This is a genomic window from Spirosoma profusum, from assembly GCF_014699005.1.
Classification (GTDB): domain Bacteria; phylum Bacteroidota; class Bacteroidia; order Cytophagales; family Spirosomataceae; genus Spirosoma; species Spirosoma profusum.
In genome coordinates this window covers 95,240-119,689 of the sequence record NZ_JACWZY010000028.1, presented here as the reverse complement: position 1 = coordinate 119,689, position 24,450 = coordinate 95,240, and the positions used below count along the sequence as shown (strand labels likewise).

Sequence of the window (24,450 nt, the reverse complement as noted above, 5' to 3'; positions counted from 1 at the left end):
AGCCTGCGCAAAGCGGTCGAGCGCATTCTAAGTCAGGTCGGTCAAGAATACACCATTACTTTTGCTTAACCCCTTAAAATCATGGTAGACCTCAGTGAAGAAGACGAAGAGGCTGAAACGCCCGAACGCATCACAGATCCCATTATTAAGCGCTACGGCCATAAGCTGCACCTACTAGCCGTTGAGTTGCAGCAGGAAACTGAACACTATGAACTTAACCGTGAGCAGATTGACGCGTTGACTAACGCCCTGTTTACAATCCGTGACTTGCTCGTATTGGTAGAGGACCTGGAAACCCTGGATGCTATACTCAGAATGACCTTTGCGGGTTTGTACTATGCGAAGAATGAAGAGCTAACTAGCGACCTGACACGGTATCCACTCACTACGTCTAACTAAAGTTTACATTGATTGTATATATAGTTAACTTAGCTATTGGATAGCATTAAAGGAACAGAGGGGAGGGGTATGATAAATCGCTAGAGTATCTGCTTCCGACACCCGCTTGTCCAGTTTCACACATTCGCTGTCAAAACTCCATAAGGGGTTCACTTAAAATTCATATGTCCAATGCGACCAGCAACACCAACCGCTATAAAGGTACTTCGGGGACCGATAGAACTGATCGGATTTTACCTAACGAGGCAAAACCAGAGCTACTTAAAACCATGCCTACGCCCCCGGAGTGGTTAACCGACTACGCCAAAGATGAGTGGTATACTCAAACAGCCGAGTTAGAAGCTTTACGCATCCTGTCCACGATGGATTTATCGATGCTGGCGATGTACTGTCAGCAGGTTGGTATCTTCCGGCAGGCTCAGGAAGAAATGAAACGGGAGGGTAATGAACTGGTAGTGACTACGCCTAATGGTGCCCTGCAACCTAATCCGCTGCTCGGCATTGCCAATAAAGCCGCTGATCTGGCCTTGAAGATTGCCGGTCAGTTTGGTTTCACGCCTTCAGCCAGAACGCGAATTGGTACACCAGTGAAAGAGGAGGAAGACCCACTGGCGGAACTGCTTAACCGCAGAAGCTAGACCGATGAACCCAAAGCCGACGGTTACTCAGATCTTTATTCATGACTTCTTTCTGCCTGCTTATTATGAGTTTCACCCTCAAAAAAAGAGTCAGGAGGAGATATTAATTATCGCCCTGGAACGGTTCCCTTTTCAAAGACCAGTATCGATTAAGTCGCTCTACAGGCACTTGAAAGCAGAAGGGATTAATCTGAGTGAATTGGACACAAGTAACCAAACAGGACGAAACGTACGGTGGGGTATTTTTGATCAATTATGACCCGGATTTCTTTCAACAGCCTGAGCGGGTGTTCCAACTTGCCCATTACAGGCTTTTGAATTTTACACTTAGTATAGCCGCTGTTTGCTGGCCAGCAGGGATATAAACATACTTGTAAGTAACAATATCCTCCTCGCTGCAATTGGCGCTTAGCTCTTCCGGGCGCGCTCCTAAGGCTAACGATACGTAAGGACTCACGCAGCCTTGTTTTAAACTAGTTGGAACGGTATTGAGCACCACCTTTGCCCGCTCATACACTAGACTATCTGCTGGCTGATTGTTGCGGTAAGCCTGCATCTTGACGTCCACGATATCCGCACTTACCCGCTTGACGGTCAGTATGACCTTATCCCCCTTGATTGTCAAAAGGGCCGCAGGATCTACAGCCTGGTAAGTACCCACGATCAATGTAGCCGGTTCGGGCAAGTTGAGTCTATCAGCCTTACAGCCCAGGAAAGTAACGATGGCCAAAAGCGATAAGCGGGCCAGCTTAATGTGCGAAGTCATTAGCTTGAGGAGTCTAATCAAGACCAAAACGAAATACTCTGTTTTTTCGCCTGTTAAGCCAGAGCAAATATTCGCTACTAAGTAAGCCCTCTTAACTGGCCGGTAAGTACGCCTGAGTTGTAGGAATAGACTGTACTGAATTTTTGCCCCGATTTTTTCTTGACGCCTTGGTGGTAAGTGCTTTATATTGCTAATCTTTACCATTCTCCACACATCAACCACGGCTAAGTTCATGTTTCAAACTACGTTTAAACTCTCCCAGCAAGAACTCTATAAGGGCTTAATAGCCATTAACCGAAGCCTTTTTATTACAAAACTAACGAAGGGTATAGGCATCCTGGTAACGCTGATTAGCTTATCGATTTTGTTTAGTAATCTCTATGCGGGCCACTATTCGATCTTTACTGGTGGTTTTTCCCTGCTCATAGGTGTATATCTGATCTTCGGAACCGAACTAATCGTTTGGCGTCAATCAAAGAAGTTAGTTGAAAACAACGCCCAAATCACCGAAACAACTACCTACACGTTTGACCAGACTAATTATCAGTTGGAAGGTGAGAGCTTTTCCACCCGGTTGGATTACGCCAAGCTGCATGAGGTAAGGGAGACGAAGGAGTTTATATTGTTTCGGGTAAGTCAGGGATTGGCCCACGTCGTTCCTAGGCGAGCTTTATCCATTGAGCAGCTTGCCGGCTTGAAAGGGATACTGGCCGCAATCCCCGGCCTGAAACTAGAATTTCGGTAGCTGCCCATCCTATTTCGGTTGATTTCTACTTCTTTTTATCCCTTTTTAGGCTGATTTTGCCTTAAAAAGGGTAATTATTCAGTAAAATATATAAAGGCATTTCACTAAATTTCAGGATGTTATCCCAGGAAAAACGGCAAATTCAAATTAATTTTGGCACCGATTTTTTTTGCTTAGGCAACCGGGTGTCGCAGGCTACCCCTTCAGGGATTTGACCTACCCCTCCCTACCTGACTTAGGCGTTGGCGTGTAGCGCTCCGATGAGCTGGCACTCTTCCGGTTGTGGCACGACACACAAAGCGACGTCGTGTTATCAATATCCAACGGCTCACCCCCCAGTCGAACAGGTTTAGTATGGTCAACAACAGTTGCGGGCGTTACCTTTCCCTGTTGGTAGCAATGCTCACAAATAGGATCCTTTTCAAGTTTAGCCTTACGAAGTTTTCTCCAGGGGGCATTGCGGTAGAAGTTTTTAGCTACCCCGTTCTTGGTTTCACCCCAGTGGTACTTTCTGGCTGGGGCTTTCTTCATCCAGGGGCGTTCCGGGTTGTTCTTGTAGGGCATAGTCAGCGCTGTTCAAGTAGTTTGTGGATGTTGGGGTTTATTCTGGGGTAGTCAATTTCAAACCGATCTATATCCAAGCCTATAGGCGGGCTAATGAGCCGAGCCGCCAACTTTCCAACCTCAGCGTTAGCCGTTACTATACTATTGATAGCGGGTAGTTGGGGCAACCTTCCGGTAATGCCTGCCAGATCGGGCAGCGGTAACGGCCGATAACTCGATTTAATATGAGCCAGCATACTACCGACTATTGGCGGGTTAAGTTGGCTAATGAGTTGAAAGGAGAAGTCTGGTTTTGTGTTCATGGCTTATGAGTATTGGTTTTGATCGTCGTATGCTCTCGTTAGTGCAATTCGTAAATCGTGCCCGTCTACCCTAACCTCTCCACCAAGTTCTACACGCTGAGTAGCGATAGCGGGACTTAGGTTGCTGTAACGATTTTCGGGCGTATTCGCTTTCAGATTCTTCATTATCCGCTCGGTGATTAGATCGGCACCAAGTGCAACCGGAGCCACAAACTCACCACCACCGCGCCGGGCCTGAGCACTCTCCCCGATCAGGGCTAATGTTGGATTTTTCGCCAGTCCACCCTTCGCCAGTGCCACAGCCCCCAACGCTTTAACGGCTCCACCGGCGAGCAGCAGCGCCCCACCGGTAATGATCTGTTTAACACCTATCGGGCAGTAAATGGGTTGGACAGGAAAACAACACCTGTAAGCAGCAGCGCTTTGCCTACGGTAATAGCGTAGTTGCCTAGCAAATCCAGAACTGTCTTTAAGACACCTTTCAGGGCGTTTTAGCCCTCCTCTATACTCGATGTGAAACTGACGAACACCCCGCCAAACTCAGCGCCAGCATTAAGCAACCCATCGGTCAGCGCAGCTTTAGCAGATTTAAACGTATCCGCCATACCGTCAACTGATTTACGGACACCTTCACTGGCTTTGCTGAATAGATCACCACCGGCATTACCTAACTGGTCACGTAGGTCGCCCAGAAAAGAGGGGTACTGCCTCAGATCGCCGTAGAAGTCGTCTAACTTATCTTTGAGAGCATCAGCGCCGGGTAGCGTCGGTACGTTGGTTGTGAATGTAAATCCCTGCACAGCGTCCGCTAAAGGCTTAATGTTGTCCAGTAGTTTGATACCCACGAACTCACCCTTAATACGCTTAATCTGATTTTCCAGGGCTTCCATTTCCCGAAGGGTTTCGGGGGCAATGGTTATGCCAAACCGGGCGTTATCCTGCTTAAACTCCTGAAGGTTTTTTAGCTTGCGCTCCAACTCTTCCAGTTCAGTCAGTGGCTTGGTATAGGATTCTTTTTCCGGTTTCGTAATAACGGGAGGTTTGACTGGAGCCAGGGGCTTACCCTGTGCGATCCTGATTTGATCGTTCAGCCGCTTAATCTCCTCCTCGCCCTGCGCTTTTTTAATGCGTCCTAGTTTGATCTGTTCGCGTACCTGAGCAATCTGCTCTTTGTATCCGTTAACCGTTGCGGTCGTTAAATCGGATTGACGCTCTGCGTTCTCCTGTGTGAGTCTGGCAAGTTCAGCCTCCGCTTTTTTCTGTTTCGCCAACCCCTCGACAAGGTCATTAGGTAGTGCTGTAAGTCGGTTACTGACAGGAGCCAGCCCGCCAGGCGTTTGTATAAATTGAGGTTGTCGCGCGGCAATCTTTTTCGCCAAAGCCACCCGATCAGCCTGACTCATGCGCTCAAGCTCAATTTCGGTTTTGCCTGATTCCCTCGCTAGTATTTGCAAAGCGGTACTTTGCTGACGTATCGAATCGGTTAACTCCTCATTGGCTTTTTTGATCTTCTCCTCACCTAATGCAATCCGGATCTTTCGCTCATACTGTGCATTTACGTCAGCCAGTCGCCTGGATAGTAACTCAGTCGAAACCGATTCAGCGTCAATCTTACCTAGAAATTCAGGGTAATCCTGGTTGAGTTTTTGAATCAGGCTCAGGCGTACCGTCTCGTTATCATTGGCCAGAGCGATAGCCCCTACCAGCGAGTTAAGTTCTACCTGTTGCTTTCGTAGTTCCTGAGCCGGGGAGTTTGCCACTAAGTCGGTAAACACACCCAGCAACGAACTAGCCGCGCTCACCACCTGCTTAAATGTTCCCGAAATACCGGCATCGCCCAGCGCTACCAGCAAACGGTCGTAAGCATCGCCCAGGTTGCTAACTAGCCCCTCCTGCGTCTGAGCAACGGCGCTCATGCTGCCTGCTACACCGGAGAGTTGTCCGAACTTCTGAATTGCGCCGGTAATTCCCTCACTAGTTAAGCCAACGGTCTGCGTAAGTCCTTTAAACGACAAAGACACCTGATCGCCGGATTTAGAGGCACGAACACCGAACTCCTTTAGCCGTTCGAACTCGCCGGACTGCGCGTCAAGTATGGCCTCGGTCAGTTGATCGAATCCCTTGCCCTGTGAGGCTGCCAGATCGCCAAAATTAGTAAGCTGCTGTTTCGATGGGATTAAGCCCCGATTGACGAATTTGATAAACGAGCCGGTTAACTCATCTAGCTGGTTGGGTGTTTCAGCGGCAAAGTCGGTGAGTTGGCCTAAGCTGGATCGGGCGGCTGACTGACTACCGAGGGCGTTTTTAAGAATGGAATTATATTTCTCAAACTTGCCCGATGTGCTCAGGAGTTCCTGCCCGAAACCAATAACCTGATCGACCGCAAACAGGCTACCTAATGACTTCCCGATGGTACTTAATCCATTGAAGTCATTTTTAATCTGTTTGCTGAATTGTGAGCTGGTTTGTCCGGCCTGTTTAAAGCCGTTGACAAAGTCGGTAATAATTACACCGAGTACAATATTTACGGCCCCTGCCATTAGCTTTCTTGGTTAGTAGGTGTTGAGTCGTTGTCTATGGTGCTTTCTTCTACTGGAGACCAGGGTTCGCCACGATGTAAGGCTATCCTTGCCTGTCGCCAATCGCCGGGAGGTGGCCACTGCCAGCCATTCGCCCGAAACTCGGCTTTAGCTATTTCTTCCTCTGTCCAGACCATTGGTTTAGTTTTTCGCTCCCGTTTGGGCTTTTCCCCTAAGAAGGTCAATACGTCTTCGCCTGTAATCGCCGGGTTCTTTTCGCCCCGATTGAGGTTGTAGTGCAGCGCGTACGTTTCCCGGTAGTAGTAAGCAGCGCGGTTCTCCCGTCGGTAGTATCCCTCTACTTTTTGAACAAATACCGAGGGGGGCATATCCCAGAATTGCTGAGGAGTCATCCCCATCTCGCCAATGGCCAGACTTAAGAGGGCGTCCCAGTCGGTTGGGGTTGGTTTTCTACGGCTTTTTGTGCCAGTGCTTTTACGTCCTCTTCGGCCACGCCCAGCACCCGGCTGATAAACCCCAATGCCCGTTTGCCTGCCTGTACCAGCTCGCGGGTGGTGGCCTCGTCAAAGTCGTCTAACAGCTCATACATTTCCTGCTTGGAAATGGTCTCTTTCATCTGGTTAACAGACTTGGCTTTCAGGGCGCTGATCAGCACGTTGGCCACAGCAAACCCCTCGTCTTTCTCTTCGGTCAGGTTCACCAGACCGTCCCCGTATACCTGTTCAAGGTTATAGCGGAATGACCAGCCAAACCCAAAGGTATAGTTGCGGCCAGACTTGCCGATTTTGGTGATTTCGCCGGATAGTGCTTCCGTTGTCATAATTATTCTATTAAATTATATATATAGGTAAATATAATAATGACACAACTAACCAGCAAGGAATTAAGGTGATATCTGGGAAAACAATTACGATTATGTATATACGTAGTCTTTTAATGCCGGTTGATCAAAAGTGTAATCTTGTTAAAGTCGATTTTGTAAATTACTGCCTTGTAGTAAGCTATTTTTAAATCTCTCCTCACGTTAAACTATCCTTGTATGATTAAGCACTTCACCTTCGTTGCCCTTCCCCTGCTTTTACCTGGCTTGCTACTGGCTCAGGGCAACTATGTGGCCAATACAGCCAACAATACTACTCGTGGAACAAACAATACGCTGGTCGGTCCTAACGCTGCTCCATCCGTAACGAGTGATCGGAATACAATCGTCGGCTATAATGCTGGTTCTGCCTTAACCCTCGGGAAAGATAACAGCTTCTTTGGGGCGGGAGCCGGTCAGAATAATACAATCGGTGGGTATAATGTGTTTCTAGGCAAGGAGTCGGGTTACAATACTACATCTGCCTCATATAACACCTTTATCGGCATGAGAGCGGGGTATAGAAATACCACAGGTGGAAGTAATGTAATTACCGGCGCTTATGCGGGATATAACAATACCGAGGGTGATGATAATGTATTTAGTGGAAATTCTGCGGGGTACAACAACACCACAGGTAGTTATAATGTATCTAGTGGGCCTTTTGCTGGCTATAGTAGCACGACAGGCGACAACAACGTGTTTTTAGGTAATCGGGCAGGCTTTACTAACACTACCGCCAGTAATAACGTGTTCATTGGTTATCAGGCTGGCTACACCAATACCACCGGCACCGCTAACCTATTCCTGGGTTCCTACGCAGGTGTCAGCAGCAACGGCTCCTACAACCTGTTCATGGGCAACTCATCCGGCCAGCAAACGACCTCGGGGGCAGGCAACACCTTCATTGGCAATGGCTCGGGCTACGGCAATACCACTGGCCTGAACAATACCTATATCGGCAATGGGGCTGGCTTTACGGGGAATGGGGCGGGTCAGAGCAACACCTTCATTGGCCAGAATGCAGGAGTGTCATCGGGAGCCGTCGTCAATAACGCCACCGCCATCGGGGTAGGTGCCCAGGTTTCGGCCGACTATGCGATTGTGTTAGGTGCTCCCAATCCTCTGTGGAAAGTAGGCATCGGTAACACGGCTCCCGGCAATAAGCTGGAGATTACCCACGGCACGAATGGTCAGTCGGGATTACGCTTCACCAACCTGAAAAGCACGAACTCGGCTACAGCCACGAATGCAACAAAAGTGCTGTCTGTTAATGAAAATGGGGATGTGATTCTGGTGAGTACAAACGGTTCAACTCGTGAGGGGGTTAGTGAATTCCTATGGCAACGTAACGGTTCGTTTTTGCAAAGCACTCAGAACGATGCGGTTATTATTGGGGAGGGTGTCAGCAAGACCCCATCGGATTACAACCTATTTGTGAGCAAGGGGATTCTAACCGAGAAAGTGAAAGTAGCGGTTAGGAATACGAGCGATTGGAGCGATAAGGTGTTTGATGAAGGGTACAGCCTGAAAGGGTTGGCAGAGGTGGAAAAGTATATACAGGATAACAAACACCTGCCGGGTGTACCCTCGGCCAAAGAAGTCGTTGAGAAGGGTGTTGACGTAGCCAAAATGGACGCTAAACTTCTGGAAAAGATTGAGGAGCTGACCTTGTACAGTATTGGGCAGGAAAAGAAAGCCAGTAAACAGGAAGCTATAATTCAGCAGCAGCAAGCGCGTATCGATCAACTAGAATTACAGCACAAGAAAGAGATCGACGAACTCAAGGCGCTAGTTAAACAGCTTCTGGAGAAGAAATAGAGATACCCTTATGAGAGGAAAAATATCCTTGTTTTTGAGGGGGAGGCTAGATTAGTGCCAGCGGGAATATATCCGGCAACTTCATGCCGGATACTATTGTTTTTTGCCTCCAATATCTATCCCCAATTTTATTGCCAAATAGGTATTTACCAGTGCTAATGAAGCCGAGCCTGCCCCTCCTGTACTGGCAATGAGGGAAGACTGAGAGTCTGGTATGAAATTATAGTCTGCTCCCAATACGATCCTCCCAGCTTTTAAACCGGCACGGATCATTGCGCCCAAGTATATACCAGAATTATCAAAGCCGTATGTCCAGTAACCACCGCCGTTCCCAACGCTTACTGCTGGAACAAAAAATATCCCTAAACCCACCCCAACGAATGGTCGCAATCCGGCTGGATTTGTAATTGTACAGTTGCCTGTTGCCATTATAGACTGGATAGTTTGCGCTTCTTCACTAAAATAAGTTCCGGGCCTCCCTTGAAAACCTCGAACCATTGTCGCGGCTTCATATCGAAGGTAAACATCGAATGTTTTATTTAATCCTAGCTTCGGCTCTACTGAAATCAGATAACCATTTTTACTGTTATTACCGTTAGGTAAAGCGATTCCTCCGCCAAGCTGTAAGTGAAAGCCTTTGTAGGGTTGGCTTTTTGCTGTCATAGACAGTGCAGTTAATAAAACTATAAGTAGATATTTCATATGCATAAAATATGGTGGAATGATAAACCTATTGACTAAAGAATTTAACTTTACACCAAATGGTACTTTACTTCTGGTGTCTAACCCTACACAACATACAGGACAAATGATCAAAGAAGCAAGAAAAAAAGCTGGCTTGACTCAAAAGGAGTTGGCTGAAAAAATGGGAATAACTGTTTCCGCAGTAACTAAAATGGAAACTAGAAAAGTTGGACATTCGGTGGAAACACTAGAACGGGTAGCAATGGCTATTGGCAAACAGTTACAAATCAATTTCGTGTAATATTTTTTTACCTAGCAATGTGAACTGTAGTTCACATTTTGTTTCTATATTGTAACCAGAAAGCAGGTGAAGTACGTCTGCTAGACATGAAAAACCCCAGCACTTGAAACTTTCGACGGTAGCAGTGCTGGGGTCATGTGTCACACAAAACGCTTAATTCTATGAACACGGTGCAAAACTACGTGGGTAGGGGCAACTATGCAAATACCCCTCCACAACCGGCCAAAAACGGCCTATCTCTCACCCCTGCGGCTCAAAGTGAGCCCGCCATCAATCCCCGCATTTTTCAGGCGCAGGCCCGACTGCTCGAACTCTGTGACAAGTTCACCGCTCGGGGTAATTACGATCCCCTGCAAGCAGTGGGTGACCTGCTCCACCACTGGTTAGCTACGCCCGCTGAAACCCTTACAGAAGAGGGAGACAAAGACCAGCTACATGCTGTGCTGTTGCTGATCGATACGCTGAACGAAGTTTATCCCATTGATGGCTTGCCAACCTTCTCTGAGGATGGAGAACGGCAGGAGCCCTTCCGTTTATTCGACCGCTACGCTCTCAGGCTAGCTCCTGATTACTTGAACCGTCTAGACCTGACTGAAGAGGAAGAACAGCGGACAGGGCTGGTACTGGCTCCTAACGACAGCATGGCTCCCCAGATTCTGGCAGGGGCTGAACTGGTTATTGTGGCTTACGATCCATCCGAGTACGCACAGGCTAGTGGTGTAGTCATTGCTAGCCCGGACTGCACACCCCGCCGATACCTGATTGGCCGAATTGCCCATAATGATGGCAACTCTATTCTGCTACTGGCTGACAATCCTGAATGTCAGGAAGAGACGCTGCTACTGTCTGACCTTCGGTATCTGGCTCAGGTGCGCTACCTGCTAAATCGTGAGGTGATATGAACGGGACAAAGCAACTACCTAGCCCGTTGGCACAAACCACCCGCTTAGTGATACCTCCACAGGCCATCCACCCGATACGGATCTACTATAAATTCATTCCGGGCAAAGCCTCCATTTTTGCCGAGGGCAATGTGGAGCTATTCATTGCCCTGAATGACGAACTGTTTGGCCCCTATCCAACCGAGATTCAATGTAGTCGGGATACCTGGCAGCAACACGCCAAGATCGCACCCAATCGGGCAGGATTTAATCTGAGCAAAAAGCTCAAAAGCCTGCGGGATAGTCTAGTTATTGCCTGGTTGGAGCTAATGCAAAGAAACGTAACGATTACGGGCGAAATGGTCCTGAGAAAAGCAGGATTATTTGTTCCGCAAACTCTAGGCGAGGAGGGCCAACTCCATGCGATTTGATTTTGCTTACGGTAAAGACGAAAAAGTGAAAATCTTTTTTCGGTTCTGCGAAAAGCCCAAAGCTGGCCCTCCTCTAGAGTTGCCAGCCGCCCAGGGAGAGGTAAAAGTCTGGATTTACATCAATCGGCAATGGTCTGGCCCCTTCGCACTGGGGATGCCTGCTCAACGTAGGGAAGTAGCCACGAACCCAATGGAACTGGTAACGGTAGCGCAATTCCTGATACGAGATGCTATTTATGACCGTTGGCATAAGTTGCGGGATATTGAAAAGGAGTTGAGACAAAAGGCTGGTCCTTTCTTTACTGCTGAACAGATGATGGAGCGATTCTATCAACTCTATCCAATTCAAAGCGATGCTGAAGCGGCTCCCGTTGCTTCAGCTAATTCTAACCGGATCGGGTCATGACGTTATACAACCGCAATCCTTACGAGTGCAACGATCTGGACGAACTGCGGGAGTGGGTAGCCAGACTCAAGGAATCGGCTTCCATTCTTCGAGAGATTGACCGCCATCTGCGGGAGATGAACGATCTGCTGTACCAGACCAATACCGAGCAGGGGTATCTGATCGATGCCCAGAAAGAGCAGATCAATCTGTTGCGGGAGAAGTTAGCCCAGTACGAGATTGCCTTTTCGGTTGAGCATTATAATCATGTATGTAGGTTGAATTAAGACGAAAGAACGCAATGAATACACGAAACGCTGGCTCTGGTTGGGGCTGGCGTTTTTTTTGCTTCGAACCGTTCGCTCAAAAGTACAGATGAACAGCCAAGGGGACTTATCCTCTTCTGGCTAAATAGCCTACCTTTAATTTGTTTTTAATAAATGGCTATCAGCCTGATTGCCCTCCAATCTGTTAACGGATCAACTCATGAAATTACTTTGCTCATTAACCCTGCTCCTGTTGACTAGTACCCTTCTGGCTCAGAATACCAATTATATCGTGACAACGGCTAACTCAGCCACCCCTGGCCAGCATAATACAATCATTGGCCCCTTAGCTGGTAATGCCGCTATGACGGGGGACGAAAATGTCTTTCTGGGCAAATCAGTGGGGAATGTTAACACCTCTGGCAATCAGAATACCTTTTTGGGCTATGCGACAGGAGCCAGAAATACAACCGGTTCGTTTAATACATTCCTGGGTTATATTTCGGGCTTTGCCAATACGATAGGGCAGTACAACACGTTTCTAGGCTACCGGGCGGGCGATTCAAATGTCTCAGGGAGCTCCAATACATTTGTAGGCTATAGGTCTGGCGATGATAATACAACAGGCTATTCAAATACATTTGTGGGTTATGTAGCCGGTCAAAACAATGTTAACGGGCATTCCAATACGTTCCTGGGTTATTTCACCGGCAATGCCAATACGTCAGGTGCCCAGAACACGTTGATCGGTTATCAAGCAGGCTATAACACCACCATAGGTGAGCAAAACACGTTTCTGGGTTATCAGGCGGGCTATAACAACACCACGGGCAGTAACAACATTATTATCGGCCCTAAGTCCGGCACGGCCATTATCACCAGTGATGATAACGTGCTGATGGGCTATAACAGCCAAGCTGAAAATGGCCTTAAGAATGCGATTGCCATCGGAGCCAACAGCCGGGTAGCCATGAGTAATTCGTTAATCTTAGGCAATCAGGTCAACGTAGGTATTGGCACCTCAGCACCTGCCAATCGCCTGGAGGTAGTTAGTGAATCGCCCAGCCTAACGTTAACGAACCTAACCAATGCTAGCCCCGCTGCCCAGACCACCGATCAATTTCTAACGGTCAACGAGAAGGGAGAAGTCATCAAAGCCCGCTACCAGCTTCGTATCAACAGCCCCAGCGAGTGGAGCGATAAAGTCTTTGCCTCTACGTACCAGTTGCGTTCACTGCCCGCTGTTGCCACTTACGTAGCCCAACACGGACATTTACCCGGTGTACCCTCTGCGGAGCAGGTAGCGAAAGAAGGTGTCGATCTGGTGAAGATGAATGCAACCTTGCTGGAGAAGGTGGAGGAGTTAACCCTGTATGGTATTCAGCAGGACAAGAAGTCCGAGCGACAACAGAAAGAAATTGATGAGCTTAAGGCCTTGGTTAAACAGCTATTGGAGAAGAAGTGACAGTAGATTCTATTCAAGCGATTTAGGGGATGGATGATTCGTCACGTCCTTTCTTTTTTGTTGCTCCTAGTCAAAGTGACTCAATTTTCTTCATTTTTTATCTGCCAGAATCCCTTTTGGGACAATCCTTATAGCTTTTGGGAGGAATTTCATAGCCCATCGAGGCACAGAACCCTACTTTTAGGCCGTCATTCTGGCGGTCCTCATCCGGGCTAAACATCCAATCGATACCTATGCAAGCTGCATCTACGTTCAACCTCGCCCGGCCCCCTCGGCGCTGGTACCTGTTTTGTTTGCTGAGTGTGTTTTCGCTGGCTACCTACGGGCAAGGCCGCATCTGGTACGTCAAAGCCGACAGTTCGGCGGCTAATACGGGTAGCTCCTGGCAGACGGCTACTTCCTTTCATAAAGCACTGCGCGGGGCCCAGGCCGGTGATCAGGTCTGGCTAGCTCAGGGAACCTACCGACAGTACCTCCCCTCGCAGCAACCTCCCCCTTTGGACAATAACCCTGCCACCATTGCCAAACACAATTATGTCGCCCGGCAGTTTTTTCTCATCCCCAGTGGAGTGAAAGTCTACGGTCATTTTGCTGGTAATGAAACAGCCCTGGCTCAACGTCACGGAAGCAAAACCCTGCTGTATGGCATGCCCTACGTGAGCCATGTGATCGTCTTCAAGAACGCGGCCCAAGGGACGCTCCTCGACGGGGTGAATTTTCAAACCCAGAGCGCACCACCCGATTATTCGCTTCGCCCCGACGATGGACTGACGACCGTAGGTGGGGCTCCGGGTGCTGACACCCGTCAGGTAGGTCTGAACATTCTCAACTATGCCGAGAACGGCACCTCCAGGCCCACCCTCAACGATTGTGTCCTGGACCAGGGGTTGTCCCGTGAGGGGGGGCATCATCACCAACCAGGCCACCGGCGCCACCGCCCTGGCCAGCCTGCGGGTGCTCAACAGCATCATTGGCAATTCGGTAGGCGTGATGATTGATAACGCCGTGCTCAACCGCAGTTTTTCGGGGGCAAAGCGGATCTGGTGTTCTATAACACCTATTGGTCCAATACAAAGACCAGTCCTGATTATTATCTGTTTTATGCCGGTGCATCGTCGATCCTGATTTACAATACAGGAGTGGGCAATACCTGCCGGATCATTAATAACACCTTTGATCGGGTGGGAGCTGAAGGGGGCACGGGGGCCGCCACTTACCTGGCAGTCAGCCGCAACGGGGCTACGACCGACATTGTCAACTGCTCCTACATGAACGTGAAAAACACGGACTATAACATTCACAATGGCATTCCCATAAGCTTTGACAATGTAAACCTGTCCTATTCGGTGTTTCACTCCTTCGAGGATCAGTTGGCTGTGCCCACCGATCCGGCCCGCCACCTGGTCAACATCTCCAATGGTATCCCCACGCTGCCCCCCTGCACCGACCTCTACATTGATGCCGGCGACAACACCATCCTGCAACGCTGGCCCGATCTGGCCGACACCCGGGCCTGGCCCAGCGCCTGGCCAACCACATTGACATTGGTACCCAGGAGAAAGCCTTAGTCAGCGCTGCGCACACCCGCTATTACGTCAACCCAATAGCTACCGGCAACAACAACGGCACCTCCTGGCAGGATGCTTTCACCGACCTGGCTTATGCCCTGACGCAGCGTAATGAGTGTGGTATGCAGGAACTATGGGTGGCCCAGGGGACCTATTCGACGTCGGGTAGTTTTTCCTTTCAGCCAGGGATCAGCTACTACGGCGGCTTTGGAGGAACGGAAACCATTTTGAACCAGCGGGATATACAAGCTCATCCTACCATCCTGAGTCGTACGGCCCCGGGTGCCCCCATCGTTCAAAACCAGAACCTGACGGCCACCACCCGCCTGGATGGCTTTGTGATCCAGGGCGGTAATACCCCCTCGGGCGGGGGGATGTATAACCAGAACAGCAGCCCCACCCTGGCTAACTGCACCTTTAAGAACAATACCGCCAGCGGAAATGGCGGAGGCTTGTATAACGATGAGGCCAGCTACCCCACCTTGCTCAACTGTAACTTTACGGCCAATAAAGCAGCCCAGGGCGGAGCCATTTATACCAGTAGCGCCACCAGCCTGACGCTGGTCAACACCCAGTTTAGCAGCAATACGGCCACCAGTGGTGGAGCGCTCTTCAGCCAGAATAGTAGTCCTCTGCTGACCCGATGCCTCCTCACCCAGAATACGGCCACCAAAGGTGGAGCCATCTATACCAACAATTCGGGCGGACCGACCCTGATCAACACTCAGTTTATCCAGAACACTGCCTCGAGCCAGGGTGGGGCCTTGTTTGCCAGTGGGGCCAACAACAGCGGTGTGCTGGTCAAATTAATCAACTGCATTCTGGTGGGTAACCAGGCCAGCCAGGGCGGGGCCTTCTACAATGCCCTGGCTCAGGCCAGCCTGATGAACTGCAGCCTGAGCGGCAATTCATCAGCCAGTCAGGGCGGGGCCTTCTATAACCTGACCAGCTCCGTGGATCTGACCAATTCGGTGGTCTGGAACAATGGGGGCAGTAACAGCTTTGCCAATAGTCTGGGAGGGACGGTTTCAGCCCGCTTTAGTTTACTGGAGGCTACCGTGAGCGGCTATAATTCGGAAACAGCCAATCTGATGACGACCATCTCCCCCTTTGTCTCCTCTACCCCTCAGACCCCGGCTGATCTAGTCTTGGCCGCTGGCTCGTTCGCCATCAATAGGGGAAACAACACGGCTTATGCTCAAGTGAATGGCCCCACCACCGATCTGGCAGGCAATCCCCGGATTCTGCAGACCACTATCGATATGGGTGCCTACGAAGGCGCGTGGGAGTGTACGAGTATGTATACCCTGAAAGCAGGTGCCTGGAATGATGTCAGTATATGGTCTTGTGGTCGGGTGCCCTTGCTAACTGACGTAGTAACGCTCAATTATGCCGTGAGCTTACCCCCTACCTATCAGGGGCAGGCTCTACGGGTGATCTATAGTGCAACGGGACGGTTGATCTTTGGCTCGACTAGTCGGCTAAGGCTAGGGGGCAATTAGCGCCTGAAATAAGGGGGTAGTAGCTGTACAATACTTTTACAGCTACTACCTCAACTAAACCTAAGATGCTCTAAAGTCATCTGTTTACCTTGCTCATGTTTTCGGTATGAGACCTACACCCTACTTAAGGGTAAGACGGGGTGAAATGGTCTGTCCTGTCAGCCAATAGTCTCGTACCATCATAGAGGTGGGCTCTATATCAGCGAGGATTAATTCCTGTAGTATTTGCCGATGCTGAGCCCGAATCTCGGAGAGGGCCCGGTTGACCACGAGTGCTTCGGTCGAGTTGTTTTCAAGTTGTTGCCCGTCGACATTCCACTGCAAGGCCAGCACAAAGACACCGGAGCCGTAGGGTGGGCATGTCGTGCCTCCTACGCGCAGATGACACTGGAGCTCGCAAAGGCCCTGGTTGAGCTGAGCAGGCAATTCGAACAGCAGGGCCAGTTCAATGCGTTGCCGTTTGAGCGTAAAGGAAAGTGGTTGCTGGGTATTCATGACTTGATGTGTAGTTAAGCGAGAAAAAGGATTTTCGGGTGATCTGTGGCTCATGGTCCCACTAACACAAAAGCCCTGCCAGTTACGGCAGAGCTTTGTATATAAGTAAGGAAGGGATGTTATTTCCTCTCCAGTACCTGTTTCAATAACTTTTCTAGTTGTTCGCCCGCTTCTGCTGCTGAATACTGTACAGGGCCAACTCCTCCACCTTCTGAAGCAGTAGCTATTATCTCCATTTACTTTTTACGCCTTCTGACAATCCACCACACCCCAAATGCGAGCCCAATCAGTATCCCAAGGGGTATCAACAGGCCCCCTTTATAGATTACCCCATAATAATCGCCCGGTAAGGGCTCCTGATTAGGTTGTTGAGTGGTCGGATTCATAGTTTATCTGGTCTTGTATCGACGTTTCACGATTCGTTTTAGCTCCTCAATCTCCTGATGGATGAATTAACTGTTGTAGTATACTATTTTAATTGACCTTGGTCAAGGTAAATGTACCGGCATATCCATTAATAGGGGAAGTATTTTGCCAAATCCCAGCGGTCAATTTACCTGTAATGCTGTCGAAATTGGCAGTAACGGATTGTAATGTGTTTTCACCTGGTGTAAAGCCATTATCGTACGTGTAGGAAGCAGTAAAAGCTGTCCCATTTAAAGACCAGGTACCGGTGGCTCTATAGGGTTGCCCATAATTTTCTGAATTAACGATAAGACTGCCGTCAGCTCTAATCTCAAAGCTGAAATATTGGGAGCCTAATTCAGGGTTATTATCGTAAGTATAGGTGCCAGTAAATACCCCTTGAATTGTATTAATACCCATTCGAAGGGTGCTACCCGTACCGAAAAGTAACCGTTGACCGGCATCGAATACAACTTGCATGGCCTCGGCCTGGAAATTAGGTGGAAGGGTCACCACATGCTTTATCTGGGCCAAGTCCGAGATCTGTGGAATTCGACCACAAGACCAAACGCTGGCATCCGTCCAGCTCCCTGTTTTAAGGGTAAATGTGGTGGTTAGGTCGGGAGGGGCAGTATTAGTGATAACGTAGTTTAGTATAGCGGGTTGGCCCAGGCATTCGGTTTCAGGATTAAACAGCCGATTATTATTGAGATCAATATATGGCGTAAAGGTTTCACTCAGCGTTCCGGTTACGGTTGGGTTGATCAAGATATAGGCACCAAACGAGCGATTGAAGTATTCAATACCTACATCTGTCGGTATCCTGAGTGCCGGAACTGGTAAACCTTCAAATATTACATTCTCGTTGGAGCTGATCTGTTCAATAAACCGAAGATTAGCTGTCGGTACATCGGCGGTCAACATACCCACCGCCAATAGCCCGCCGTTGCATATGGTCAGTACAGGTACTGTGGACAAGGTGTTGGAAACAAAGGCTCTGGTGGTGCTCGAAACCGTATAACTGAAAGTGGACGGACATGTAGTAGCGAGTGGAGAGGATACAACCTGACCAGTGGGTAAACTGCCTGCGTAACTCGTAAGGACTGGAGCAAGTAGCAGAATGACAATAAGCAGGGGATTAGTAAATTTTTTTTTCATACTGGATAAGTAGGTGTTAAACAGGTATTACCTAAGTGGTTTAGGCTAAGAAATGGAATGTAATCAGGTAGGTTAAAATCAGCTTTCAGGTTATTTTCTTTCCTTTTTCAGTTGCTCTATTTGCTTCTGCTGCTCAATTACATACAGCGTCAACTCCTCTACTTTCTGTAATAATAGCGCATTCATCTTGACAAGATCCACCCCGTCTGTTTTCACCTGCTCAGCTGAGGGAACATCTGGCAAATGGTTATGTTGCTGTATATACTGCTCGACCTGAGCAAGTGTTTTTAACTGATACGTTGGCGAGAATACTTTATCGCTCCACTGATTGGTGTTGTTGATCCGCAAACGATACGTAGCCAGCACCGTTTCACCAACTTCGTTTACCGTTAGAAACTGGTCAGTAGTGCCCTTAAACAAAGGATTGCTGAGATGGGCAAATTTGATTTTTCCATTGTTGCGTAGGTTGATTGTACCACGAACATCGAGGGGAAACTGAGGAGCATTGGTCCCGATGCCCACCGCGATGTTGGGGTTGGAAGCATCGCCCAGCACAATGGCATTGCTTAACGCTACGGTGGCATTATAACCAATGGCGATCGCATTCTGGAGGTTAGCGGTGGTGGGGCTGCTGTTATAACCCAGCATCGTGTTGTTACTGCCGGTAATGTTATTTTGACCTGCCCCTGTTCCCAAAAAGACATTATTTTCGCCGGTTGATGTAGAATAACCAGATGCTTTTCCGATAAAGGTATTCCGGGAACCTTTCGTATTGGTACCGGCTGCATCACCTACGAATGTATTGAGGTTACCGTTAACATTGTAGTAACCTGCCCCATAGCCAATGAAGGTATTGGAGGCACCGCCTAAATTAGAGGTACCTGCTCCAGCGCCTACGAAGGCATTGAGGTTACCGGTTGTGTTCGAGTTACCAGCCTGACTGCCCAAAAAAGCATTGCCATCACCCGTTGTATTGGATAAGCCCGCAGTGGTGCCCAGAAATACGTTGCCACCACCGGTTGAATTGGCATACCCTGCCTGATAACCTAGGAAGGTATTGGAGCTACCAGTTGAGTTGGTATACCCCGCTGAATAGCCTAGGAAGCTGTTCATAAAACCGGTTGAATTGCTATACCCCGCTGAATAGCCTACAAACGTGTTGGCATTTCCTGATGAGGTTAGTCTTCCAGCACTATGGCCCACAAATACATTGCCTTGAGCCGTATTGTACTGGCCAGCAAAGGCCCCCAGGGTTACCGTCTGAGCCCCTCCGGTTGTCCCCGCATAGGGACCCAGGGTTATATTGGATTTGCCATCTTCTGCAGTAGCAGCCGTATAGTAGATACTTTGAGTTTGCTGAGCCAGAGCAGTATTGGCTAAGATACCTGCCCAAAAAAGTAGAATAGCTGGTTTCATAAAGTCAGCGATTTAGTCATTATCAAATCTAGCTGATAGCCAGTCTATTTTTGTTTCATTTTTACTTTCCGGTACAATCTTTCAGCAAGAAAAACCCAAGTAAGTAGAAGGAGTAATAATGTAGGATGTTTAGGAAATGTAGGCTAAAAAACATCTTTTTATTTTTTAGCCTAGCAATCCGAATACCTAGGAGGGCTGAATTACAGCGATCAAGCCGCCTTTATACCAAATGCGGAGTAAAAAGAGTAAAATTTGGTCAGGCCCTACCCCCTTTGCCATTAACAGAAAAAGCCTTTTTTGTAAATTTTATCCACAGACCATTCTAGACGCAGAGCAGTCAAACTAAAAAGGGGTGTATAGGGGCCTTTTCTGGTAGGCGCTACAGAAATGGTAAGACGAGCCTTTTAAGCGCTTGCGGAGTGGTATGAGTGGTAGTGGAACAGTCTTTTATGTAAAGCAAGGGCGGAGTCATATTAGTACATTAGCAATATCTATAAGCATCAGGAGTATGACTGGGGTAAAAGCTCTGCACTGGCGGCTACCGAATGTTGAAGTTTAACCAGTGCCATCGAATCGCCCTGCTCAAAATCGACTAAATCAACTGCGGCATCTTTGATAAGCTTATTCCATGCAGGTGCGAAGGAGGTTGGATCACTTGCCAAGGTAATTGTTTGCTGCAATAAATTGCGGTAAGCGCTAAAGGCTAAGGTGATGTTGTCAGCCACAGTCAGTCCATAGAAAGCCCGAGCCTGTTGCCTGAGCGCAGTACAGGGGGATTCATTGGGTTGGGGCGAGTTGATGTGGGACATACTATAGATTCAATTTGTTTAACCAATAACAAAAAAAGCACTTAACATTTCAGCTAAGTGCTTTTTTGCTAAGTGACCCCGGACAGGTTCGAACTGTCGACCCATTGATTAAGAGTCAATTGCTCTACCAACTGAGCTACGGAGTCAATCTATAAATTAATCAAACTTACAGCCTGTCCTTAATTTTCATTAAGAGCTTTGCTGTGTATCAAACTGTGTATCAAATAATCAGGCACTTACAATTTTTACACTATAAGTACGTGATTTTCAATGTGATCCCGAAGCGACTCGAACGCTTGACCGTCTGCTTAGAAGGCAGATGCTCTATCCAACTGAGCTACAGGACCTGATTATGTAATGGTATTGAAATTGTCTCCTGATTACGTGGCACAGGAAATAACCTGTATGTCAACGTAGCCATTTGATACCCCAAAATTAGGCTTATTCGAGCACTATTCCAATATAAGACGCTGGGATTCATATGCGTGGTGCGTCAACTGTTTACTTATTTCTACTGGTTATTGATTTCAGATGGCTTTCTAAAAATCGACCAACCAATTTTGGCGCATGAAAGTCATTAATATCTCCAATTGGTCGCTGATTGGGCTTTATGCGCTGGCTATACTCTTTTCTGCCCTCAGACTTAAACAAACGACGGACGCTGCAGGCTGGGCTTTGGGCTCTATCTATCTAATAGTCGGGACCATTGCATTAATCATTCTGGTTGGGGCCAATCTGATGCCATTTCTTGCTGTCAAAATTATAGTCTTTATTTTACTGGTAATGCCTTCTTTATATGGAGCTATCCACTCAATCAATGAATTATACGAAACGTCGGCTGTTCAGGAGAGAGAGGTACAGCGGGCCGATGGTAGCTATTATTTCACTGATGCACCCCGACAACAAATCGCTACCGCTATTGCCAATCTGGATACCAATCGTTTGCAAACACTCTTAAGCCAATCGACGCCCTTCCTGAACAAAGCCGGAAACGAAAACACTACGTTGCTTGATTTTGCAGCTATGAAAGCGGTTCATAATTATAATCCACAGGACGCCTTGCTGTGTGTTTCTCTGCTTCTTCAAAAAGGAGCTGCAATCCAAATCAGAACTCCCGGCCATATTCCAACTCATGCACTTGTGGGTCGGGAGTGCTCTGCCGAACTGCTTTCATTATTGCTTAAGCAAGGTGCAAATCCAGATGCTCAAGCCGCTTCAGGTCTTCCTTTGCTGTTGGCCATTCTGGATTATCCAACCGATCGCACTGAAAAAATAAACGTATTGCTTAAACACCATGCCAATCCTAACTGTGAATTTCCGTCTACTGATACGAGTTGGCTTCGCGGACACAGTGCATTGCTGGCTGCCGGTCGAATGGAGTTGTGGGACATCTGTCAACTATTGCTGGAAAATGGGGCCGATATCTCATTTGAAGGCCCACAAAACCAACGTTTTCCTGAATTAATTGAACAAAATACCAGGACTTATGAGCAAATGGGTTCGACTCCCTCAGAATTTTCTCAACTGAAAGCGTTTCTTCGCGAAAACAACGCAAAGAATAAAAACCGATTATAAAAGCTACTCGTCATGGACTTCAAATATTTCGCAAATCCAGAGTTATACGTCGGTTTTCTAGCGGATAAAGTTGCCTGCACCGGTTGCGATATCGTTAAAGAATGTTTCGATGCGACTGGATTCTACGGGCAAGAAAAGATTGATGCCATATGTACCGACTGTTTAGGAAATGGGAAATTAATCGGTCGTTCCATTTCCACCTGTGAGGGCGACGCAACCCGCCTGAAGCAGCAACTTCGCCAACTGAATCCCAGTTTAAGTTGGCCGGATATCGCTAACGTAGTGAAACTAAAGACCGATGAGCTTGAGAAAACCACACCACAACTCGTAACCTGGCAAGACTGGCTGTGGCCCTGCAGCGATGGCGATTATTGTCGGTTTATTGGGTATGGCTCACAGGTGCTTTATAAGAAGATAGCGCACGATGGCCGGGGCAAACGCCTTTTCATCCAATCACTTACAATGGATTCTGACGACGTGGATGCGGATGAATTATGGGATGAGTACCTGCCGGAAAAAGAGATTAAAGACTATCAGGACAGCAGCGATCATAGTACACTTTTTTATGTGTTCAAAAGTCTGCATTCTGATGAAATCAAAACCATTTGGGATACTGAATAACCACACCTCTCGATCGTATTCATTTAACAAATAGATTGCATTCCCCTTCACATAATAATCACAACCAAGTAATGAATCAAAAACCATCAATGGCATTTGTTGGCGCATCCTGGGTGGCCCTGGGTGCCGGTATGTTTGGCTTTCTAATCGGCCTGTGGCGGTCAGACATGCAGCTTAATGAAAAAGGCTTTTACTTCACCGTCCTGATGTATGGGCTTTTTGCTGTGGTATCCGTACAGAAAAGCGTCCGCGACCGATTGGATGGGGTGCCTGTTACAGATATTTATTACGGTATCTGCTGGTTTTCAACCATTTTAGCTATTGTCTTACTCACGGTTGGCCTTTGGAATGCTACGTTATTACCCAGCGAAAAAGGATTCTATGCATTCGCTTTTCTGCTGGCTTTATTCGCGGCAATCGCAGTTCAGAAAAATACCCGCGACGGCCAATCGACAACGTAGCACGTTCGACTCCATCTCAACGTAGTAAGCCCAATACGTTCCTCCTGTAGTTTCTGGAGGAACGTATTGGGCTTACTACGTTGAGATGGAGTCGAACGTGCTACCAACGTACCGTTTGAAATGTCCAGCCGGGCTGTACTTTCTGCATTTCTGTCTCATCGTCACGTTTTGTCAATCCACAGTTCAGATAAGTCTGATGTAGTTTAGCCAGCGCTTCCCGGTCAAGCTCTACGCCGAGGCCGGGTTCCCGAGGTACCTGTACCATGCCTTCTTCAAATTTGAACCGACCCGACGTAATGACCTCGTCCGACTGCCAGGGGTAGTGCGTATCCAGCGCAAACGGCACCTGCGGTAAGGCCGCCCCCAGATGCACCATAGCCGCCAACGAAATACCGAGGTGACTATTAGAATGCATAGATAGTCCCCGCCCGAACGTATCACAAATAGCGGAGAGGTTCATGGACGAACGTAATCCGCCCCAGAAATGGTGATCGCTTAAGATAATGTCTTCTGAACCAATGGCAATGCTGTTCGGAATATCTTCGAACGACGTAGTACACATGTTGGTAGCCAGCGGTGTTTTCAGGGCGCTACGTACCTTCGCCATGTTAGCCTGCCCCCGAACCGGATCTTCCAGGTATTCCAGGATCGGCTCCATCATTTTTCCATAATGGATGGCCGTCTCTACTTTCCAGATGGCATTCGGGTCGACACGTAGTGGTACGTCTGGCCCAAAGGCTTCGTATAAGGCGAACATCGCATCGACTTCCTGCTGGGGTTCAAAAACGCCCCCTTTCAGCTTAATCGACTGAAAACCAAACTCAGCGCACATGGCTTTTGCCTGGGCAACAATTTCGGCAGGAGTCAACCCGCTGGCTTGTCGGGCAGCGGCCCAGTCCGTGGCATTTGGGTCGGTACCGAATCCGAGTTCACCGCCTGCTCCTTCGTATTTATAAAAGAGATAAGCCGAAAACGGAACACAATCCCGCATTTTTCCGCCCAACAAATCAACCACTGGTCGACCCGTAACTTTTCCGATAATATCGAGGCAAGCAACTTCGACGGAACTGAAAACATGCACAAGTTTCCGCTGGTCCCAAGGTGTTTCACCTCGTTTCACCATCCCCTCCGTCCCGAAATAATTGACTAATACGTGCCGAATTTCATTGAGTTGAAAAACGTCTTTTCCGATGAGCAACGGAAGAGTTTCCGCCAGAGCGATGTCTATATCTTTATTGCCGGGAATCTCACTGATGCCTGAAATGTTATCGTCGGTCACGATCTCAACGATGGTCCGTAACGCATACGGTGCATGAAGTCCAGCCGCATTCAGCAAGGGCGGATCGACGATGGCAATGGGAGTAATGTGAATTTCTTTAATTCTTGGACCCAT

At 48.3% G+C, this 24,450-nt stretch carries 29 protein-coding genes and 2 tRNA genes; 16 read left to right on the top strand and 15 right to left on the bottom strand.

Going from position 1 to position 24,450, the window contains the following annotated elements; all coding sequences use genetic code 11:
• Positions 1-81 precede the first annotated feature (81 nt).
• Positions 82-399, top strand: a complete 318-nt coding sequence (locus IC229_RS26290; RefSeq protein WP_190890537.1) for a hypothetical protein — start codon at positions 82-84, stop codon at positions 397-399.
• 269 nt (positions 400-668) lie between these two features.
• Positions 669-1,037: a phage terminase small subunit P27 family gene (locus IC229_RS26285; RefSeq protein WP_190890535.1), complete on the top strand. Its 369-nt coding sequence runs from the start codon at positions 669-671 to the stop codon at positions 1,035-1,037.
• 304 nt (positions 1,038-1,341) lie between these two features.
• Here IC229_RS26285 and IC229_RS26280 read toward each other — a convergent pair whose 3' ends face one another.
• Entirely contained in the window at positions 1,342-1,803 is a 462-nt protein-coding gene (locus tag IC229_RS26280; protein ID WP_190890533.1) for a hypothetical protein, read from the bottom strand.
• Positions 1,804-2,035: 232 nt separating this feature from the next.
• On the opposite strand from IC229_RS26280, the gene IC229_RS26275 reads away from it, so the two are divergent.
• Positions 2,036-2,548 (top strand): YcxB family protein, encoded by a 513-nt coding sequence (locus IC229_RS26275; protein ID WP_190890532.1) that lies wholly within the window; start codon positions 2,036-2,038, stop codon positions 2,546-2,548.
• Positions 2,549-2,764: 216 nt separating this feature from the next.
• Here the strand turns inward: IC229_RS26275 and IC229_RS26270 are convergent, their stop codons facing one another.
• The 6 genes from IC229_RS26270 to IC229_RS26245 form a co-directional block, all read right to left on the bottom strand.
• Positions 2,765-3,112: an HNH endonuclease gene (locus IC229_RS26270; protein ID WP_190890530.1), complete on the bottom strand. Its 348-nt coding sequence runs from the start codon at positions 3,110-3,112 to the stop codon at positions 2,765-2,767.
• 2 nt (positions 3,113-3,114) lie between these two features.
• Complete coding sequence (locus tag IC229_RS26265; RefSeq protein WP_190890528.1) at positions 3,115-3,414, bottom strand: hypothetical protein; 300 nt, start codon at positions 3,412-3,414, stop codon at positions 3,115-3,117.
• 3 nt (positions 3,415-3,417) lie between these two features.
• The gene (locus IC229_RS26260; RefSeq protein ID WP_190890526.1) at positions 3,418-3,714 is read right to left on the bottom strand and encodes a hypothetical protein; all 297 of its coding nucleotides are present in this window, start codon (positions 3,712-3,714) and stop codon (positions 3,418-3,420) included.
• A gap of 191 nt (positions 3,715-3,905) precedes the next feature.
• Positions 3,906-5,954, bottom strand: coding sequence for a hypothetical protein (locus IC229_RS26255; protein ID WP_190890525.1), 2,049 nt, complete (start codon positions 5,952-5,954; stop codon positions 3,906-3,908).
• Positions 5,954-6,346: a hypothetical protein gene (locus IC229_RS26250; RefSeq protein WP_223834205.1), complete on the bottom strand. Its 393-nt coding sequence runs from the start codon at positions 6,344-6,346 to the stop codon at positions 5,954-5,956. The genes IC229_RS26255 and IC229_RS26250 overlap by 1 nt, the downstream gene beginning before the upstream one ends.
• Positions 6,347-6,369: 23 nt before the next feature.
• Positions 6,370-6,774, bottom strand: coding sequence for a hypothetical protein (locus IC229_RS26245; RefSeq protein ID WP_190890521.1), 405 nt, complete (start codon positions 6,772-6,774; stop codon positions 6,370-6,372).
• A gap of 219 nt (positions 6,775-6,993) precedes the next feature.
• Here IC229_RS26245 and IC229_RS26240 point away from each other — a divergent pair, with 219 nt between their 5' ends.
• Complete coding sequence (locus IC229_RS26240; protein WP_190890519.1) at positions 6,994-8,634, top strand: autotransporter outer membrane beta-barrel domain-containing protein; 1,641 nt, start codon at positions 6,994-6,996, stop codon at positions 8,632-8,634.
• A 93-nt stretch (positions 8,635-8,727) separates the two neighbouring features.
• Here the strand turns inward: IC229_RS26240 and IC229_RS26235 are convergent, their stop codons facing one another.
• Positions 8,728-9,336: a hypothetical protein gene (locus tag IC229_RS26235; protein WP_190890517.1), complete on the bottom strand. Its 609-nt coding sequence runs from the start codon at positions 9,334-9,336 to the stop codon at positions 8,728-8,730.
• A 31-nt stretch (positions 9,337-9,367) separates the two neighbouring features.
• Between IC229_RS26235 and IC229_RS26230 the strand changes: the two genes are divergently transcribed.
• The 9 genes from IC229_RS26230 to IC229_RS26190 all read left to right on the top strand — a co-directional run bounded on the left by IC229_RS26230 (position 9,368) and on the right by IC229_RS26190 (position 16,117).
• A complete protein-coding gene (locus IC229_RS26230; RefSeq protein WP_223834204.1) occupies positions 9,368-9,619 on the top strand; it encodes a helix-turn-helix domain-containing protein in 252 nt (83 codons plus the stop codon).
• A gap of 161 nt (positions 9,620-9,780) precedes the next feature.
• On the top strand, positions 9,781-10,521 hold the full coding sequence (locus IC229_RS26225; RefSeq protein ID WP_190890513.1) for a S24 family peptidase: 741 nt from the start codon (positions 9,781-9,783) through the stop codon (positions 10,519-10,521).
• Positions 10,518-10,931 (top strand): hypothetical protein, encoded by a 414-nt coding sequence (locus IC229_RS26220; protein ID WP_190890511.1) that lies wholly within the window; start codon positions 10,518-10,520, stop codon positions 10,929-10,931. Before IC229_RS26225 ends, IC229_RS26220 begins: the two co-directional genes overlap by 4 nt.
• Positions 10,921-11,337, top strand: coding sequence for a hypothetical protein (locus IC229_RS26215; protein WP_190890509.1), 417 nt, complete (start codon positions 10,921-10,923; stop codon positions 11,335-11,337). Before IC229_RS26220 ends, IC229_RS26215 begins: the two co-directional genes overlap by 11 nt.
• On the top strand, positions 11,334-11,603 hold the full coding sequence (locus IC229_RS26210) for a hypothetical protein (RefSeq protein ID WP_190890506.1): 270 nt from the start codon (positions 11,334-11,336) through the stop codon (positions 11,601-11,603). Before IC229_RS26215 ends, IC229_RS26210 begins: the two co-directional genes overlap by 4 nt.
• Positions 11,604-11,802: 199 nt before the next feature.
• Positions 11,803-13,047: a hypothetical protein gene (locus tag IC229_RS26205; RefSeq protein ID WP_190890504.1), complete on the top strand. Its 1,245-nt coding sequence runs from the start codon at positions 11,803-11,805 to the stop codon at positions 13,045-13,047.
• Positions 13,048-13,280: 233 nt separating this feature from the next.
• Entirely contained in the window at positions 13,281-14,045 is a 765-nt protein-coding gene (locus IC229_RS26200) for a hypothetical protein (protein WP_190890502.1), read from the top strand.
• A 45-nt stretch (positions 14,046-14,090) separates the two neighbouring features.
• Entirely contained in the window at positions 14,091-14,615 is a 525-nt protein-coding gene (locus IC229_RS26195; RefSeq protein ID WP_190890500.1) for a hypothetical protein, read from the top strand.
• A gap of 122 nt (positions 14,616-14,737) precedes the next feature.
• Positions 14,738-16,117: a right-handed parallel beta-helix repeat-containing protein gene (locus IC229_RS26190; RefSeq protein WP_190890498.1), complete on the top strand. Its 1,380-nt coding sequence runs from the start codon at positions 14,738-14,740 to the stop codon at positions 16,115-16,117.
• A 120-nt stretch (positions 16,118-16,237) separates the two neighbouring features.
• On the opposite strand, the gene IC229_RS26185 is transcribed toward IC229_RS26190, so the two are convergent.
• The 6 genes from IC229_RS26185 to IC229_RS26160 form a co-directional block, all read right to left on the bottom strand.
• Complete coding sequence (locus tag IC229_RS26185) at positions 16,238-16,666, bottom strand: hypothetical protein (RefSeq protein ID WP_190890496.1); 429 nt, start codon at positions 16,664-16,666, stop codon at positions 16,238-16,240.
• Positions 16,667-17,086: 420 nt separating this feature from the next.
• Positions 17,087-18,175 (bottom strand): hypothetical protein, encoded by a 1,089-nt coding sequence (locus tag IC229_RS26180; RefSeq protein ID WP_190890494.1) that lies wholly within the window; start codon positions 18,173-18,175, stop codon positions 17,087-17,089.
• Positions 18,176-18,265: 90 nt separating this feature from the next.
• Positions 18,266-19,591: a hypothetical protein gene (locus tag IC229_RS26175; RefSeq protein ID WP_190890492.1), complete on the bottom strand. Its 1,326-nt coding sequence runs from the start codon at positions 19,589-19,591 to the stop codon at positions 18,266-18,268.
• Between the two features lie 500 nt (positions 19,592-20,091).
• Positions 20,092-20,400, bottom strand: coding sequence for a hypothetical protein (locus IC229_RS26170; protein ID WP_190890491.1), 309 nt, complete (start codon positions 20,398-20,400; stop codon positions 20,092-20,094).
• 73 nt (positions 20,401-20,473) lie between these two features.
• Positions 20,474-20,546 (bottom strand) — tRNA-Lys (locus tag IC229_RS26165).
• A 127-nt stretch (positions 20,547-20,673) separates the two neighbouring features.
• Positions 20,674-20,747, bottom strand: a tRNA-Arg gene (locus IC229_RS26160).
• A gap of 220 nt (positions 20,748-20,967) precedes the next feature.
• Here IC229_RS26160 and IC229_RS26155 point away from each other — a divergent pair.
• From IC229_RS26155 to yiaA, 3 genes are all read left to right on the top strand, one after another.
• The gene (locus IC229_RS26155; protein WP_190890489.1) at positions 20,968-21,975 is read left to right on the top strand and encodes an ankyrin repeat domain-containing protein; all 1,008 of its coding nucleotides are present in this window, start codon (positions 20,968-20,970) and stop codon (positions 21,973-21,975) included.
• Between the two features lie 12 nt (positions 21,976-21,987).
• Complete coding sequence (locus IC229_RS26150) at positions 21,988-22,596, top strand: CbrC family protein (protein WP_190890487.1); 609 nt, start codon at positions 21,988-21,990, stop codon at positions 22,594-22,596.
• A gap of 71 nt (positions 22,597-22,667) precedes the next feature.
• Complete coding sequence (gene yiaA / locus IC229_RS26145) at positions 22,668-23,057, top strand: inner membrane protein YiaA (RefSeq protein ID WP_190890485.1); 390 nt, start codon at positions 22,668-22,670, stop codon at positions 23,055-23,057.
• A 100-nt stretch (positions 23,058-23,157) separates the two neighbouring features.
• On the opposite strand, the gene IC229_RS26140 is transcribed toward yiaA, so the two are convergent.
• Positions 23,158-24,450 (bottom strand): enolase C-terminal domain-like protein, encoded by a 1,293-nt coding sequence (locus tag IC229_RS26140; RefSeq protein ID WP_190890483.1) that lies wholly within the window; start codon positions 24,448-24,450, stop codon positions 23,158-23,160.